Below are 15583 nucleotides of genomic sequence, written 5' to 3' on the forward strand. Positions count from 1 at the left end.
ACTTCCCTTTTCATATTGGCAACGTTCTTCTTATTTTAGTATAGTAAAACGAAAGGGGGTCATCTTTATGACTGAGGCTTTTGATTATAAAAACGACAAAGAAGAATTATGGAATGCAATCACCCATGGGATTGGGTTTGCTGTCAGCATACCGGCGCTCGTTTTCCTCATTCTCTCAGGCGTTGAAAAGGGAGAAGCCATTGCCGTAGTAAGCTTTGCAATATTCGGCGTTTCCATGCTCCTTTTATTCCTTATGAGCACACTGCTACACAGTATGCCTAAAAAGCACAAACGTCTTTTCTCCATCTTCGATCATTCTGCCATCTATATCCTGATTGCCGGAACGTACACACCATATTTGCTTGTTACAATCCAAGGCACGCTGGGATGGACATTGTTCGGCATCATTTGGGGACTGGCGGCAGCCGGCATATTGTTCAAGGTGTTTTTCATTCACCGCTTCGAATATGTATCGCTCGTCTTCTATATCGTCATGGGATGGCTCATTATTTTCGCCATTAAACCCCTCTATCAAAACATTCCACTCCCAGGTTTCATCCTGCTTGTTGCAGGGGGAATCCTTTATACTGCAGGCGCTTATTTTTACGCTGCCCGGAACATTCCATACAATCATGCAATTTGGCATTTGTTTGTGCTGGCAGGCAGCGCATCCATGTATTTTAGCGTCTTATTATATTGTTAATGCTTGAACGCCTTCGAATCGTCGGAGGCGTTTCTGTATGCTTATGATTCCTCTGTATTTTCCCGGTCATAAATAAAATAAGAAAACGGTGTGGAATCTTCCATAAAATGATCTTCGGATTCAGAGACGAGCTTCCAGCCGGAACCGTAGGCAGGAAAATAGGTGTCCCCTTGAAATTCCTTCCGTATAACCGTCACATAAATTCGATCGGCGAATTCTATTGCCAATTCGAATAGTTGGGCTCCCCCAATAATTACGATCTCCTCTGAGAACTCTTTGCCTTTTTCAATGGCTTCTTCGAGAGTATGGACAACTACTGCCCCATCTGCTGTATACGCCTCATTTCGCGTGACGACAATATTCAATCTCCCAGGCAATGGCCTTCCAATGGACTCAAATGTTTTACGGCCCATAATGATCGCCTTACCCATTGACATTTTCTTGAAATAAGCGAGTTCCTCAGGGATATGCCATGGCATTCTATTTTCGAAACCAATCACTCGGTTCAGGTCATGCGCGACTAACATAGAAATCATTGTTCAACACTCCTTTATACTGCGATCGGTGCTTTGATTTTCGGATAAGGGTTATAGTTCTCAATTTGAATATCTTCATACGTCAAATCGAAAATGGACTTCCCTTCCGCATTCAGCCGCAGCGTCGGCAATTCTCTCGGTGTGCGTGACAGCTGTTCTTTCACTTGCTCCACATGATTAGAATAGATGTGTCCATCGCCAATCGTATGGATAAATTCCCCTACCCCATAGCCGCACTCATGTGCAATCAGATGGATTAATAAAGCGTAAGACGCTATATTGTAGGGCACACCTAGAAACACATCCGCACTTCTTTGATACAACTGGCAGGAGAGCTTGCCATCCGCAACATAGAATTGGAACATCGTATGGCACGGCGGCAGAGCCATGTCGTCCACTTCCGCGGGATTCCAAGCGCTGACTAAATGCCTTCTTGAATCCGGGTTATTTTTCAATCCATCAATCAGGTTCTTAATCTGGTCTATTGTACGATCCCCGACCGTCCAAGAACGCCACTGTTTTCCGTATATCGGACCGAGATCACCATATTTTGCCGCAAACTGGTCATCCGTCAGAACACGTTCCTTATATAAGGCCATCTCCGTTTCAAACGTTTCGGCAAAGGATTCATCTTGCTGGATGCGCCTGCCAAAATCCGTCATATCGGGTCCAGCATACTCATCACTCTTTACCCACTTTTCAAAACCCCATTCATCCCAAATTGGATTCCGGTCTTGAATCAGGGTGCGTAAATTAGTATCTCCTTTTAAAAACCACAATAGCTCGGAGGCAATCAGGCGAAAAGCAGTCTTTTTAGTAGTCATTAAAGGAAATCCTTCATTTAAATCATAACGCATCTGATAACCGAAAATACTGATCGTTCCGGTCCCTGTGCGGTCTTCTTTCACTGTTCCTTCTGATAAAATATGCTTGCATAAATCCAAATATTGTTTCATCTCTAAAAGCCTCCTTGTTCTTATAGCCAGTATAACGAAAAAACCGCCGAAATGGTATTAAGACAACCACTTCGGCGGTGTATTCTTCGACCAGAAGATGTCTCCGATCGAGTGATGCGCTATAAAATCATCTTCTGCTGTGTGATAATGAAAATTATAAAAGAAGCCGTCTTGCGGACGTTTTTCAGTCCGGACATGAAAACGGATCAAATCCATTTCTTCATCTTTGTCGAAAACATGAAAGATCTTTTCTGCATAGTTTCCAGATGGCGTTTCTGTGATGGCTAGCCTTCTCTTATGGAGATCGCCTTTGCTTTCTAAAGTTCTTTGAATAACTTCCTCAATTTTCGGGAAAATAACAGCATCAAATTCATCTTGAATAACCGGACCGATTTTGGATCCAAATTTCATATAAGACAGATCCTTCGCCGAGGTATATAACGCGGCAATGTCCGTAGAATCTTCCAGTGAAGGTTCTGACTGAAAATAACTGTCTTCAAGACCAAAATCAAACTCCTGGCTAATGGAAGGATGATCGCTTTCCCGAGCATCGTCTTTCGGATATAAGTTTGTCCAGATTTCATGGCTTGGCGATATGACGCCTAATGTCAATATCGCAACGGCTGCCATCATGAGTTTTTGTAAGTATTGTCTCATTTCATTCACCCGCTTGATCGTACGTCCGATGAACTACGATATTTTTGTCTTTTTTGTGTATATTTTCTAACACTCTTACTAAGTAAGACGAAAACAACTTGAAAAGGTTTCATATTTCTACTTTTCATTGTACAATAAAACCATGAAGATTTGGAGTGTAATGTAAGGAGGTTTTTATACAATGGATGTTCAACTATGGATTGGAATCGGAATGCTCGTACTCATTCTTTATTTAAGCTCCTTGAATTTTACTCATTGATCAAAAGAGTACAGGTTAGCCTGACAAATTGGCTCTAAAACCTGGACGACCTCTGTGCTCCCTTTGTTCGTGTCATGCGGCTGACCAAGGGAGCCAGGTTGCGGAAATTACTCTGCCTGCAAATTTTTTTATGTACTTATAATAACTAATGAACCAAAAGCCGTCCTTTCAATTGAAGGACGGCTTTTTCACCTTTCGGCATACGCAAAATGAAATTTTGTATTGGGCCGCACGATTCGGTTCAAGTGAAATTGTTCAAATACACTGGAGTCATAATGATCTTTTACGACTACTCTCTGACGCGAAACACGAAGTGCTTGCTCCATCCATTCATCCGTTAAAGGGGAATGGACACCTGCCGAGCGCAAAGGAGTGAAATTCGTGGATTCCTCGATCGGAGCGCTGAACATCGTATCAATATATACAATATCCCAAGACCGGTCTGCTTGCTGCTTTAATATTTCTATAGCGTCTCCCTGAACGACATGAATGCGTTTCATTGCTGCAGCTAATTCAGGAACTGTAGCCTCGTACGATTGAAGACCTCTCTTTGTAATGAAGGCAACAGCAGGATCCGCTTCCACTCCTTCTACCCGACCCTCATCGCCAGCAACATAGGAAGCGATAATGCTGTCAGAGGCGAGCCCCAGCGTGCAATCAAAAAAGGAATTGCCCGGTTTAAAACGACTTACTTCTATTAAAGGATCTGTTTCACCCTTCAGCATCCGCTTTAAACGAAACGCCGCTGAATTGGGATGGAAGAAAAACGGCTCCTCCGAACCAAACACGAAATATTCAAATCGATTTTTCCCGGCAACCAGGACATGTGCCGAATAGGTCTCTTGCATGTTGCGGACTGATCGTTTTCTTCGCTCTATCACCGGATGGCCAAGCATTTGACTTGCAGCTTCTGCCAGCCGATATGTTTCCTCATCTGGCCTTCCGGCAGTTGTAATGATGGTTTTCACTTTCCGCAAATCTGATCGAGGACCCCGGAAATATGCTCCTTGATTTGTTCCATTTCAAAGTTTTCTATTTGCTCCCGCGGGATGAAATACGCAAGTTTTTGATCCTTCCAAAAAGCGATGGAAGGTGAACTTGGCGGCACTTCCGGGAAGTAGCTCCGCATGGTCTCGGTTGCTTCCTTATCTTGGCCGGCAAACACGGTCAATAGACGGTCTGGCCGATGCTCCGCTTGCTCCAACGCTTCCCTGACTGCCGGCCGGGCCAATCCGGCTGCACACCCGCATACGGAATTGATGACGACTATCGCCGTTCCTTCCATATGATCCATCGTTTCTTTTACCTCGTCGGCTGTCGTCAGCTCGGTAAAACCAGCAAGGACAAGCTCTTCTCGCATCGGTTTTACGATGCCTTTCATGTATTCATCATATGCGTTCATTTGAAATCCCCTTCCCTACCAATATGTCTGTTCGTATCCCGTTTTATTTTACATGTATTTAGATATTATTTCATGGAAACAGAACTGGAGGGTTGTTTTACGTATATCACAGGTTCGGTTGATGGGGAGATAACGCTAAAACGCATTTCAATTAACATCCTAATCATCATCCAATTAAAAGATGTTTGTACCATACAATTAGCACAATATTTAGCAACGGTACATTATTTTAAGCTATGTAGTTATGAACGACTCACTTTAATTTTTGGTCATATTATTGATATAACAACAGAAAAAGGGACACCCATTCATATGCGAATGGCGTCCTCAATTGGTATGCTATTGTGTTCTACCTGTTTTCTAAATCCTTTAGAACCTGATCATTTCTTGTCTCAGTCCCGTCCCGCATCCGTCCAGACGACCTTGTACAGAAAGGCGATGTCATAAGCTTCAAGTTCTTCAGGCAACCCACCGTTATCCGAAGGACCGACACTGCGGAGCATGCTGCCTTTCGTTCCGACCCAAGCGGCAAGATACGTCGGCTTATCTTTTAGGAGAGTGGAATCTGTTCCTACGAGATTCCCGAATGAACGGGCTAAGGTTGCAACTTCGATGGGGTATGTGGTCGATGTGCTTCCTGAAGGGTAACTGAGCACGATTTTTACTTGTTTTTCATCGAGTTCCGCGACATTAAATGCAATCAACTCCCCTTTGAACTGCTTGTCAAGCGTCGAAGATGTCAACAGCAATTCCTCTTTGAATTTCCCGTTATGGTAGACCTCGACGGAATACTTGAGATCTTCATCTTCAGCGATTTTTCCGTTCACTGTAAAGAATTGCGGAATGTCCGCTCCTGCCATCGAAAGCAAGTACCCCTCATGCTCACTCAGCGTATAAGGCTTGATGCTCAAAGTTGCATCGGATGGATCTTTCTGTGGCAGGAAAGAGCAGCCCGCCAAAAGAAAAATCGACAAGAATGCGATTGAATACTTTTTGATATGTTTCATACATCTCTCCCTTTAATCATTTGATCATATTTGTTATACGTATTTTATAACAATAAGGTTCATTAAATATTCATATGTGAATTATTATTCGGGCAGAATTCTCAAAGTCCTTTAACTCAATTTATATTAACCTTTTCTCCCCTTGCCAATAGTTATACCGACTCATTGTAATCTTAAGTCATATCGTTAAACTAAAAACAAAAACAGGGACACTAATTCATATGCGAATTGCGTCCCCGATTGGTATGCTATTTAAAGTTTTCTCCCGTGTCGCAAACTCGTCATTATGTTTACATAATATTATTATCTGCTACTTGTAAAGCGACTTAAGAAATCTTGCAGCCGTTCACTCTTCGGATTTACCAAAATTTCTTCCGGATGTCCCTCTTCTTCAATAACACCTTCATTTAGGAAAAGCACACGATCGGCAATGTCCAATGCAAAATCCATTTCATGCGTGACAAGGATCATCGCCATTTCACCGGATTTCGCCAGTCCACGAATCACTTCCAATACTTCACCGACCAATTCCGGATCCAATGCAGAGGTTACCTCGTCAAACAGCATGACTTTAGGTTTCATCATCAGTGCCCTCGCCATTGCGACCCGCTGCTTTTGGCCTCCTGATAATTGACTTGGATACAAATCAACCTTATCGGAAAGCCCGACTTTATCCAACATCTCGAGGGCGTTTTCGCGGACAGCTGCCTTTTCCTTCTTTTTCACAATTGTTGGGGCAAGCATGCAATTTTCCAATATCGTCATATGAGGGAACAGGTTAAAATGCTGGAATACCATGCCAATGTCTCCGCGGATAGCCCGCAAGTGTTTCTCGTCAGCAGGTAGTATTTTGCTCCCTTTTTCCATTTGCCAAAGGTTTTCACCATTCACTTCAATCACACCAGAAGTCGGTTCTTCCAATGTCATAAGCAATCGGATAATGGTCGTCTTCCCTGATCCACTAGGACCGATCAATGCTACTTTTTCTCCCGGTGCGATATCTAGATCGATTCCCTTCAGAACCTCTATATCTCCGAACGCTTTTCTGATATTTTTGTACTGCACAATTGGTGCATTCATTATCTAAAACTCCCCATCTTTATAAAGTTGCTGTTCTCTTATCGAATCTGCGATTGTATTTCCTTTCGAGCTTCCGTATTAGCAGTGCGGATGGATAGCTTAATAAAAGGAAGAACAAAGCGACGACTGTTAAAGGTTCGACAAATTTATAATACTGCGCGCCATAGTCGTTGGCGATATGCAGCATCGCGACCACTCCAATTGTGGAAGCGAGAGGAACTTCCTTAAACATGATGATGAGATAATTCCCCAACATCGGTATCGTAGGAGGAATTGCTTGCGGCAAAATGATATGCAACCATTTCTGCTTTACAGATAAGTTTAAAGCGGTTGCAGCTTCCCATTGTCCTTTTTCCACACTTTCGATTCCGGAACGATACACCTCTGAAGTATATGTGCTGAAGTGGAGACCGAGGCCAAGTATGGCAGCGGCGAACGGATTTAACGCAACACCGATACCCGGAATGGCGGGCCAGGCATAATAAATGAAGAAAAGTTGCACGAGAGGCGGGGTTGACCGGATGAATTCAGCTATCCATCTAAACAACCAGTTAACCGGCTTCCACGGAATCCGGTTCATGAACACCCAGAAAAAGCCGAATATCATAGCGAATGCATAACAGGCAATGGTCAAGCTGAGTGTAATCCACAATCCGTTAAAGATTAATGGAATGACATGAAAAAACACATCCCAACTCCAAGTCATCCGTGTACCACTCCCTTCTTCGCAAATTTTTCCATACGTCTAGTGAGAAAGATAAGTGGCAGCGCCAGAAGGAAATAGACAACTAAGATTAACAAATACACTGTTGGCGCTTCAGACAAATGAGTGCTCCGATAAATATTTCCGTAATACAACAGATCCGTTAAACCAATCAGCGAAACTAAAGATGTCGCTTTTAATATTTGAATGATATAGTTTCCATACTCAGGCAACATCATTCGGATGGCCTGTGGCAAAATGACATAACGCATCCGTTGAAATCCAGTGAAATTCAGTGCGATCGAAGCTTCTGTCTGACCGGCTGGTATGGAAAGGATGGCACCCCTAACAATTTCCGACATATATGCGCCGTAATTCAGTGAGATTGCCAATACTGCGACCCATATATCACTTCCGAGGTGAATATTGAACAAACCGGGCAATGCGTAGGAGAACCAGAATAACTGGACGATTAACGAGGTACCGCGGAAAATTTCAACATAAAACCCCGTAAATTTTGTTACAAGCAAATGATTCGAGACTCTCGATAGCCCGGCTATGAGAGCAATCATCGTGGAAAAAACAATTGATAAAAGTAATACTATCAATGTGATCTTTAACCCGCTCATGAGAACGAGCGAAATTTCTGTTATGGAACCCATCGAAACAACTCCGTTTTTAGACTAATCGCTGTATTCAGCATCAGTCCCCCGCTTGATAATAGCGGGGGATTTGTTCAGCAAACCATTCGACAATTTCTGTTATCGCGCAAGACACAATTTCCAACTCACTGATTAAAGGCAACCGAATATATTGGATCAGTAGTTTTCACCGCTGCAAATGCTTTCTGTAGTCAATTCCAGGTCAACAATGTTCAGCTCTTCTGTGAAACCGTACGGCTCAATCAGCTCCGCAATTTTCCCGCTTTCCTTCAGCTTTTTCAACTCCGCATTGTATGCTTCGCGCAATTCATCATCATCAATTCGGAATGCTGCTGCACCATAGCTGGGAACTCCTTCGATTTCAGGTTGTTCGAAGTCACCTACAAACTCCAATTTGTCTTTGTTGGCCGATTCTAAAGCCATCTTGATCGTCATTTCGGTGCCTGTTGTTGCGTCTGCCCTTCCGGATTCAACCGCTGCAAAAGATGCAGGAATATCTGGCACCATCATAATTTGCTTCTCACTAACCCCTTCCCGGAGCATGAAATCCTTTTCTGTAGCTCCACTCATGACTGCAACTTTGATGTCCGGATTCGAAGCAATGTCCTTATAACTGCGTAAGTCTTTCGGATTCCCCGTCTTCACGATAAGACCTTCTCCGTATTGCATTTCCGGTTCGCCGAATGCTGCATTTTCACAACGATCCGGAGTAATGGCCATCCCTGCTGTAATCACATCAAATTTCCTAGCACCTAATCCAGGGATTAGCTGCGAAAAATCAGACAGATGCCCATCGACTTCCTCTATGCCAAGGTTTTCAAAAACGGCCGTTGCAATTGCGACTGCACCGCCTTTTAATTCACCATTTTCTTCATAAGCGTACGGTTTCTCATTGGCGAAACCGACTTTTACAACTCCTTTGTCCTGCAGGGACTTCAAAAGATCCCCGTCTGCCGCAGACGAATTGGATTTTCCATTCCCGCATGCGGCCAGCAATAAAATAATTCCCATGGCTACAACAATACCTTTGATTTTTTTCACAATTGACCTCCTTAGTATTTTCATCAAACCCGAAAGTTTGATAGTTTCCAGAGTAACATAGGGAATTTTTCAGTTCAACTGCATATCTGCTATTTCACCTTCCAACCAACTAAATAACATTTAAATAAACCATTCAAATCAAGGATTACACGAATTTGTATATTTTATTTTAAATTTTCATCCAGCATCAATTTTTACAGTGAAAGCGTTTTATTTCTCACTTTTTATGCAATGTTTTTTCCAATTATATATTTATCATTTAATAAAAAAATAAAATAAAAAACCGACATAAAAAATGTCGATCGGAGTTCTACTTTGTCAGTTTACGAACTGCTCTGACATGTAATTGCTTCTCTATTAGACTCACTCAGCTTCATATCTCATACGATTTTATTTAAAATTAAAAAGGCGACATCCATTTAACATGAATGCCACCTGCTTTTGTAATTAACCATTTCGAATGTCAGTCATCTGTTTCCAGATCGAACCTTTGGCATCTTCCCCTTCTTCAATACGGGCAATTGCCATACCAACTTGGAGTTTGACTTCAAACTCAGGATCGTTCTCCGCTTCATGTAAAGCCGAAAGCGCATTTTCTGTACCTGTTTCATATAAAAACATAGCTGCTCGCCAGCGTACAAGCTTATTTTTGTCTTTCAACGCCTCAATTGCTGCTGGCTCAAACCCTTCAAATCCAAGGTCGCTCATACAATCTCCCGCAGTCCGGCGCACTGCCCAGCTTTTATCTTGTAACGCTTTTTCCACTAACGGTATGACTGCTTCATCTTCCACCATTCCCAAATAGACGGTCGCCAGCCGGCGGATGGACATTTTTTCATCATCCAAGGCAGCATCTAGAAGAGGAAGATCGGATACATCAGGATCAGGCATTTGGTCGAGCAATTGGAAACGCTTTTCCCATTCACCCACACAAAACTCTTCTACGGACACTTTGTTCTTATTTTTGCCTGCAGGATTGTCTTTTTGTTCTGTGGATCGTTTAATAATATCCGCTAGCCTTTCATCCGGGTATGCAGCTTCAATCTCCGAGACCACAGTTTCTCCAATCTCTTTTTTATCACCGTAGCGGATACCATAATCCGCCCATTTCCGCAGCAAGATATAGTTTTCAACTTCAGCACCATGTACTTTATCCATTGCCTGACGAAAACGTTCGCTCAGACCGAATCTTTGTTCAGACTCGCTGTCGAACACTTTTACTTGCAGTGGAATATCTTTATACGTTTGTACATGGACATACACTTCTCCAAAATGTTCATCTGCCGCCGGGGCTGCATCTTGCACACTCTCACTTTCCTCGTTGAAAACGGCTTGAACAGAAGCAAGTATCGTTTCCCATGCGACATTTCCCACGCGCTCAATGGCCATAAAATTCAAGACATGATAAATCCCTTTCACACCTTGAATGGACAGCAATTCACGGATAGGTGAGGATACATCAAGTGCATCCTCTTTTTTGTAGTTATGGCTGACGCCTGCCGGTAACTCAATATCCAATACGATTTTCATTGAGTTGGGGCTAGGTGTAGGCTCAATCGTCACAATTTTCATGACGGAAACCTCCTCTTCTTTAGGATTCAGCAATTTCTTGCAAATACGTCCAACGTTCAATTAACATTTCGTACGTAGCATTTAACTCATCGAGCTTCTCAGTCAATACTTGCAATGTATCATAATCCGAACCGGACGTAACCATTTCTGCTTCAGTCAATTCGATTTCTGATTCCACTTTTTCAATATCCGCCTCAATTGTTTCCCATTCACGCTTTTCGGCATATGTCATTCGTTTTTTTACTGGCTTCGGATCCGTTTTCACTGGGGACGGCTCAGTTTTAGCCTCCACAATGCGTCCTTTTGTTTCTGCAGCTATCTCATTTAAATAATCTGTATATACGCTGAAGATGACATCAACCTTGCCTGAACCGTCCAAAGCCCACAATTTCGTGGAGGTCCTGTCCAGGAAGAATCGATCATGCGAAACTGTCAGGACAACTCCCGGGAAAGTGTCAATATAGGTTTCCAATACAGAAAGCGTATCAATGTCTAGATCATTGGTCGGCTCATCCAATAAAAGAACATTTGGCTGTTCCATCAATAGCTTTAGCAGGTAAAGACGCTTCCGCTCTCCCCCTGACAATTTACCGATTGGCGTTCCGTGACTGGATGATGGAAACAAAAAACGTTCCAGCATTTGAGTGGCCGAAACACGGACGCCATCCGAATCTTCTATGTCATTTGACGTTTCCCTAATATATTCAATAATTCTTTTGCTTTCATCCATTACAGGATTTTGTTGATGGAAATGAGCAAGCTTAACAGTAGACCCTCTTTCAATCGTCCCTTGATCTGGCAAGAGTTCACCTGATATCAATTTCAATAATGTCGTTTTCCCTGCCCCATTTGGCCCGACGATCGCGATGCGGTCACCCGTCTGAAGAATGGCTGAAAAAGATCGAATCACTTCTTTGTCTGCATACATTTTTGCGATTCCTTCGATCTCCACTACTTTTTTACCAAGACGGGAGGTCTTTAAAGAAACATCCAAGTCCATAGCAGTATCATTTTTCTTCACTTGTTCTTCCAGTTCTTCAAACCGGCCGATTCTCGCTTTCTGCTTTGTTGAACGTGCCTTCGCACCACGTCTGATCCACTTCAATTCATTGCGATAACGATTCCGCATTTTGGATTCTGTTGCCTGCGCCATTTCAAGCCGCAATGATTTCGCTTCCAGAAAATCGGCATAATTTCCTTTATGTGAATATAGGGTTTTATCGGCAAGCTCATAGATACTCGTTGACACCGCATCCAAAAAATAGCGGTCGTGTGTAATGAACAGCACAGCACCTGGTTCATTGTTCAAATAATCTTGAAGCCACTCAATCGACTTAACATCCAAATGGTTGGTCGGCTCGTCCAACAACAAAAGATCGGATGGTTCAATGAGCACCTTGGCAAGGGATACTCTTTTCTTCTGCCCGCCGGATAACTCACCCATTTTCTTATCAAATGTATCGATCCCTAATTTTGTGAGGATCGTTCTGGCCTTTGTGTTGAGATCCCAGGCAGACGTGGCGTCCATTTCATTCTGGAGCCGGGCGTAACGTTCCTGATGGACAGCCGACTCCGGATCCTCCGAAAGAGAAGCGAGGGCATGCTCATAATCCAAATTAAGCTTGATGATCGGTGCCTCACTCGTAAAGACCGTTTCAATGACTGTTTTATCCGGATCGACAAATGGCTCTTGCGGCAAATAAGCGATCGAATATTTATTGGGATGATCTTTTGTCAGTTCATCTGCCGGCTCCTGCCCGGCCAAAATCGAGAGCAATGTCGATTTGCCAGTCCCGTTGATGCCGATTAATCCGATTTTTTCTCCACTCTCTATCGTAAAAGAAATCTTATTAAATAACGTTTTCTCCCCCACGGTTTTAGTTAGGTTCTCTATAATTAATTGACTCATTGTACCACATCCATTTCTACTGACTGCATACTACTATCATAGCTCATAAGCAGTGCAGTGTGCATATAAGTTGTTTTGATCGGAATCTTTCTAAGACGGCCATATATTGCTTTTGAAATTGTTATTTCGATAAAAAGATCAGTTAGAGGTTTAGCGGTAGGTGAACTGGGTATCCAGTGTACGGAAAGATTTTAAAATTGTTTTATTAACTACTGTTTAATATTATTTGAAAATAAAACTTTATAGACAATTTTGAAAGAAAATGCGCTATTTATTAAGTCTGAATCAAATTAATAAATGGAAATAAATTATTTTTGACAAATAAAAATGTTTGTTTATATAATAGAGCAATATAAAGGAGGAAATGAAATGTCGGAGTATACTAAAGAACAAATTGTCGAAAGTGTTCCACAAAAAGGATTCTTTGGGCACCCGAAAGGTTTGTTCACATTATTTTTCACTGAGTTTTGGGAGCGCTTTTCTTACTATGGAATGAGGGCCATCCTCGTTTTCTATATGTACTATGAAGTCTCTAAAGGCGGTCTTGGATTAAGCCAAGAACTCGCATTATCCGTCATGTCCATTTACGGATCTCTCGTTTACATGTCCGGTATCATCGGAGGTTGGCTCGCTGACCGTGTATTCGGAACATCACGGGCTGTGTTCTTCGGTGGAGTCTTTATTATGCTCGGTCATATTGCACTTGCAATACCCGGAAATGTCGCATTATTCTTGATCTCCATGGTGCTGATCGTAATTGGGACAGGCCTCTTGAAACCGAATGTATCGAGTATAGTCGGCGATATTTATTCAATAGACGACAATCGTCGTGATGCTGGCTTTAGTATTTTCTATATGGGAATTAACATGGGTGCCTTCATCTCCCCGTTAATTGTTGGCGAATTGATGAAGACAAGCTTTCACTTAGGCTTTGGTGTTGCAGCGATCGGAATGTTTATAGGTCTCGTCATATTCGTTGCTACGAAAAAGAAAAACCTAGGTCTTGCAGGATTGCAAGTAAAAAATCCACTTTCTGCATCCGAAAAGAAAAGAATTTTCACAATCTTTGCGGTTGTCGCTATTGTAATCGGTATCTTTGTTGCGATCGCCATTCCAAAAGGCTGGTTAACTTTTGATTCGTTCATCGCAATCGTTGGTATTCTAGGATTCTTAATTCCTGCAGCCTATTTTATCGTCATGTACCGCAGCTCGAAAACGAATGACGTGGAACGTTCGCGCATATTGGCTTATATTCCTTTGTTCCTTGCATCTGTCATGTTCTGGGCAATTCAAGAACAAGGATCGACAATTTTAGCGCTATATGCGGATAAACGCACCAACTTGGATTTCATGGGCTTCCATATATCTCCAGCTTGGTTCCAGTCGTTGAATCCATTATTCATTATTACCTTTGCACCGGTATTTGCGTGGCTATGGGTGAAATTGGGCAACCGCCAGCCATCCATTCCACAAAAGTTCTCGCTTGGTATCTTGTTTGCCGGTATTTCATTCATCGTCATCCTCTTACCTGCTTACTTCGGAGGAACGGATGCATTGGTGAATCCACTTTGGCTTGTCCTAAGTATTTTCACTGTAGTCATTGGTGAATTGTGCTTGTCTCCAGTCGGTTTGTCCGCAACGACAAAATTGGCTCCGGCAGCATTCTCGGCCCAAACGATGAGTCTCTGGTTCCTTTCAAACGCAGCAGCACAAGCGTTGAATGCACAATTAGTTAAACTCTATTCCCCAGAAACAGAAATGATGTACTTCGGAGTAATCGGCGGTGTTGCCATCGGTCTAAGTATTTTGCTTTTCGCCATTTCACCGATTATCCAACGATTCATGCGTGGCGTACACTAATCTCAATTTTAAGACTGCAGTCTCCAACTTTACTGTTGGGCTGCAGTCTTTTTTTCTAAAAAACCCACAATGCATACCGATCTGAATAATACTTTACCCTTCTTTTCGATATGATGAAGTATTGTCAATTCGAACTGGAGAAGAGGGATTCCATGTATTTTTTGTTATTGATCATTTTACTTTCCGTACTGCTGCTGCCATTTCTTGTCCCAGCCATTGAAAGAAACTTGGAGTTGTTTCTTTTTGTAATGGGGTTGTCAGCTGCGATTTGCAGCGGTGTTTGGGACAAGGGATTATTGCTGAAAGCCATTGAAGATCCTGCAATGATTACAATCGCAGTTGTGGCTGCTGGATTTTTATTCAAATGGATCCGCAATCCCTTCGAAACAGGAATTACAAAATTAATGCAGTTTTTTCCCCAACGGCTTTTCTTCCCGTTCATTATTATCGTTTTAGGTCTGCTTTCCAGCATCATAACCGCCATTATTGCAGCCATCATTCTCGCTTCTATTACAACGGTGGTCAACCTCCATAGGAAGTCTGAAATTCGTTTTGTCATCCTGGCATGTTTTTCTATCGGGTTAGGTGCAGTCCTCACACCGATTGGCGAGCCTCTAAGCACAATTGCGACGAGTAAACTGAACGCTGATTTTTTCTATTTATTCAACCTCATTGGATCTGATATTTTACTTGGTGTATCGATTTTCGGCATTCTAGGGGCTGTGTGCATTGAACCTGTAAAGAACATATCTCCAACCAGGAAACGTCAAAGCGAGGAATCGGCCGTAGGCATCGTATGGCGAGGAGTGAAGGTGTATGTATTTGTCATGGCATTGACAATGCTGGGCGCAGGATTTGAGCCGGTCATCGAACGTTTTTTAATCGGGGTAAATCCTTTGATTCTCTATTGGATCAATATGATATCAGCCATACTGGATAACGCGACACTCGCCGCTGCAGAAATCAGCATCCAAATGGACGCCCATACGATCCGTTCTGTTTTGCTTGGCTTGTTAGTGAGCGGAGGCATGCTGATCCCTGGTAATATCCCGAACATTATCGTGGCAGGGAAATTAAATATTACGAGCGCAGAGTGGGCTCGCTTTGGCTTGCCGCTTGGCTTGCTCGCTATGTTGTTTTACTTCATTGTCATCGTGACAACTCTCTGACCTAGACGAAACAATATAAAACCCGGCAGGCAGTTCTTGTTAGAACTACTTACCGGGTATTGTGTTA

The 15583-nt window shown here is 42.7% G+C and carries 15 protein-coding genes; 3 read left to right on the plus strand and 12 right to left on the minus strand.

Features of this window, described 5'->3' with window-relative positions; translation table 11 throughout:
- The first annotated feature begins 67 nt into the window (after nucleotides 1-67).
- Nucleotides 68-703, plus strand: a complete 636-nt coding sequence (trhA, locus tag ACSW3C_RS05605; protein WP_486561352.1) for a PAQR family membrane homeostasis protein TrhA — start codon at nucleotides 68-70, stop codon at nucleotides 701-703.
- Between the two features lie 41 nt (nucleotides 704-744).
- Here trhA and ACSW3C_RS05610 read toward each other — a convergent pair whose 3' ends face one another.
- From ACSW3C_RS05610 to ACSW3C_RS05665, 12 genes are all read right to left on the minus strand, one after another.
- Entirely contained in the window at nucleotides 745-1239 is a 495-nt protein-coding gene (locus ACSW3C_RS05610; protein WP_486561354.1) for a dihydrofolate reductase, read from the minus strand.
- Between the two features lie 14 nt (nucleotides 1240-1253).
- On the minus strand, nucleotides 1254-2195 hold the full coding sequence (locus ACSW3C_RS05615) for a thymidylate synthase (RefSeq protein ID WP_486561356.1): 942 nt from the start codon (nucleotides 2193-2195) through the stop codon (nucleotides 1254-1256).
- A 57-nt stretch (nucleotides 2196-2252) separates the two neighbouring features.
- Entirely contained in the window at nucleotides 2253-2852 is a 600-nt protein-coding gene (locus tag ACSW3C_RS05620; RefSeq protein WP_486561357.1) for a YpjP family protein, read from the minus strand.
- 447 nt (nucleotides 2853-3299) lie between these two features.
- Nucleotides 3300-4079, minus strand: coding sequence for a class I SAM-dependent methyltransferase (locus ACSW3C_RS05625; protein WP_486561518.1), 780 nt, complete (start codon nucleotides 4077-4079; stop codon nucleotides 3300-3302).
- Nucleotides 4076-4513: a BrxA/BrxB family bacilliredoxin gene (locus ACSW3C_RS05630; protein WP_486561358.1), complete on the minus strand. Its 438-nt coding sequence runs from the start codon at nucleotides 4511-4513 to the stop codon at nucleotides 4076-4078. The genes ACSW3C_RS05625 and ACSW3C_RS05630 overlap by 4 nt, the downstream gene beginning before the upstream one ends.
- A gap of 392 nt (nucleotides 4514-4905) precedes the next feature.
- Complete coding sequence (locus ACSW3C_RS05635; protein ID WP_486561359.1) at nucleotides 4906-5520, minus strand: hypothetical protein; 615 nt, start codon at nucleotides 5518-5520, stop codon at nucleotides 4906-4908.
- Nucleotides 5521-5823: 303 nt separating this feature from the next.
- Nucleotides 5824-6600 carry an ectoine/hydroxyectoine ABC transporter ATP-binding protein EhuA gene (ehuA, locus tag ACSW3C_RS05640; protein ID WP_486561361.1) on the minus strand — a complete coding sequence of 259 codons (777 nt, stop codon included), beginning with the start codon at nucleotides 6598-6600 and terminating at the stop codon, nucleotides 5824-5826.
- Between the two features lie 19 nt (nucleotides 6601-6619).
- Nucleotides 6620-7306 (minus strand): ectoine/hydroxyectoine ABC transporter permease subunit EhuD, encoded by a 687-nt coding sequence (ehuD, locus tag ACSW3C_RS05645; protein WP_486561363.1) that lies wholly within the window; start codon nucleotides 7304-7306, stop codon nucleotides 6620-6622.
- Nucleotides 7303-7965: an amino acid ABC transporter permease gene (locus ACSW3C_RS05650; RefSeq protein WP_486561364.1), complete on the minus strand. Its 663-nt coding sequence runs from the start codon at nucleotides 7963-7965 to the stop codon at nucleotides 7303-7305. Before ACSW3C_RS05650 ends, ehuD begins: the two co-directional genes overlap by 4 nt.
- A gap of 156 nt (nucleotides 7966-8121) precedes the next feature.
- Nucleotides 8122-9006, minus strand: coding sequence for an ectoine/hydroxyectoine ABC transporter substrate-binding protein EhuB (gene ehuB / locus ACSW3C_RS05655; RefSeq protein ID WP_486561366.1), 885 nt, complete (start codon nucleotides 9004-9006; stop codon nucleotides 8122-8124).
- A 447-nt stretch (nucleotides 9007-9453) separates the two neighbouring features.
- On the minus strand, nucleotides 9454-10578 hold the full coding sequence (locus ACSW3C_RS05660) for a conserved virulence factor C family protein (RefSeq protein ID WP_486561368.1): 1125 nt from the start codon (nucleotides 10576-10578) through the stop codon (nucleotides 9454-9456).
- 19 nt (nucleotides 10579-10597) lie between these two features.
- On the minus strand, nucleotides 10598-12487 hold the full coding sequence (locus ACSW3C_RS05665; protein WP_486561370.1) for an ABC-F family ATP-binding cassette domain-containing protein: 1890 nt from the start codon (nucleotides 12485-12487) through the stop codon (nucleotides 10598-10600).
- 369 nt (nucleotides 12488-12856) lie between these two features.
- On the opposite strand from ACSW3C_RS05665, the gene ACSW3C_RS05670 reads away from it, so the two are divergent.
- Both ACSW3C_RS05670 and ACSW3C_RS05675 read left to right on the plus strand, forming a co-directional pair.
- The gene (locus ACSW3C_RS05670; RefSeq protein WP_486561372.1) at nucleotides 12857-14347 is read left to right on the plus strand and encodes a peptide MFS transporter; all 1491 of its coding nucleotides are present in this window, start codon (nucleotides 12857-12859) and stop codon (nucleotides 14345-14347) included.
- A gap of 152 nt (nucleotides 14348-14499) precedes the next feature.
- A complete protein-coding gene (locus ACSW3C_RS05675; protein ID WP_486561373.1) occupies nucleotides 14500-15516 on the plus strand; it encodes a DUF1646 family protein in 1017 nt (338 codons plus the stop codon).
- Nucleotides 15517-15583 lie beyond the last annotated feature (67 nt).

The sequence above is a fragment of the Sporosarcina sp. AD_1 genome (assembly GCF_057373025.1).

Excerpts from the sequence above, each read along its gene's own strand:
- trhA (WP_486561352.1), top strand. The coding sequence starts at position 68 with ATGACTGAGGCTTTTGATTATAAAAACGACAAAGAAGAATTATGGAAT.
- ACSW3C_RS05675 (WP_486561373.1), top strand. The coding sequence starts at position 14,500 with ATGTATTTTTTGTTATTGATCATTTTACTTTCCGTACTGCTGCTGCCA.
- ACSW3C_RS05610 (WP_486561354.1), bottom strand. The coding sequence starts at position 1,239 with ATGATTTCTATGTTAGTCGCGCATGACCTGAACCGAGTGATTGGTTTC.
- ACSW3C_RS05635 (WP_486561359.1), bottom strand. The coding sequence starts at position 5,520 with ATGAAACATATCAAAAAGTATTCAATCGCATTCTTGTCGATTTTTCTT.
- ACSW3C_RS05665 (WP_486561370.1), bottom strand. The coding sequence starts at position 12,487 with ATGAGTCAATTAATTATAGAGAACCTAACTAAAACCGTGGGGGAGAAA.
- ACSW3C_RS05670 (WP_486561372.1), top strand. The coding sequence starts at position 12,857 with ATGTCGGAGTATACTAAAGAACAAATTGTCGAAAGTGTTCCACAAAAA.
- ACSW3C_RS05630 (WP_486561358.1), bottom strand. The coding sequence starts at position 4,513 with ATGAACGCATATGATGAATACATGAAAGGCATCGTAAAACCGATGCGA.
- ACSW3C_RS05615 (WP_486561356.1), bottom strand. The coding sequence starts at position 2,195 with ATGAAACAATATTTGGATTTATGCAAGCATATTTTATCAGAAGGAACA.
- ehuA (WP_486561361.1), bottom strand. The coding sequence starts at position 6,600 with ATGAATGCACCAATTGTGCAGTACAAAAATATCAGAAAAGCGTTCGGA.
- ACSW3C_RS05620 (WP_486561357.1), bottom strand. The coding sequence starts at position 2,852 with ATGAGACAATACTTACAAAAACTCATGATGGCAGCCGTTGCGATATTG.
- ehuD (WP_486561363.1), bottom strand. The coding sequence starts at position 7,306 with ATGACTTGGAGTTGGGATGTGTTTTTTCATGTCATTCCATTAATCTTT.
- ACSW3C_RS05660 (WP_486561368.1), bottom strand. The coding sequence starts at position 10,578 with ATGAAAATTGTGACGATTGAGCCTACACCTAGCCCCAACTCAATGAAA.
- ACSW3C_RS05650 (WP_486561364.1), bottom strand. The coding sequence starts at position 7,965 with ATGGGTTCCATAACAGAAATTTCGCTCGTTCTCATGAGCGGGTTAAAG.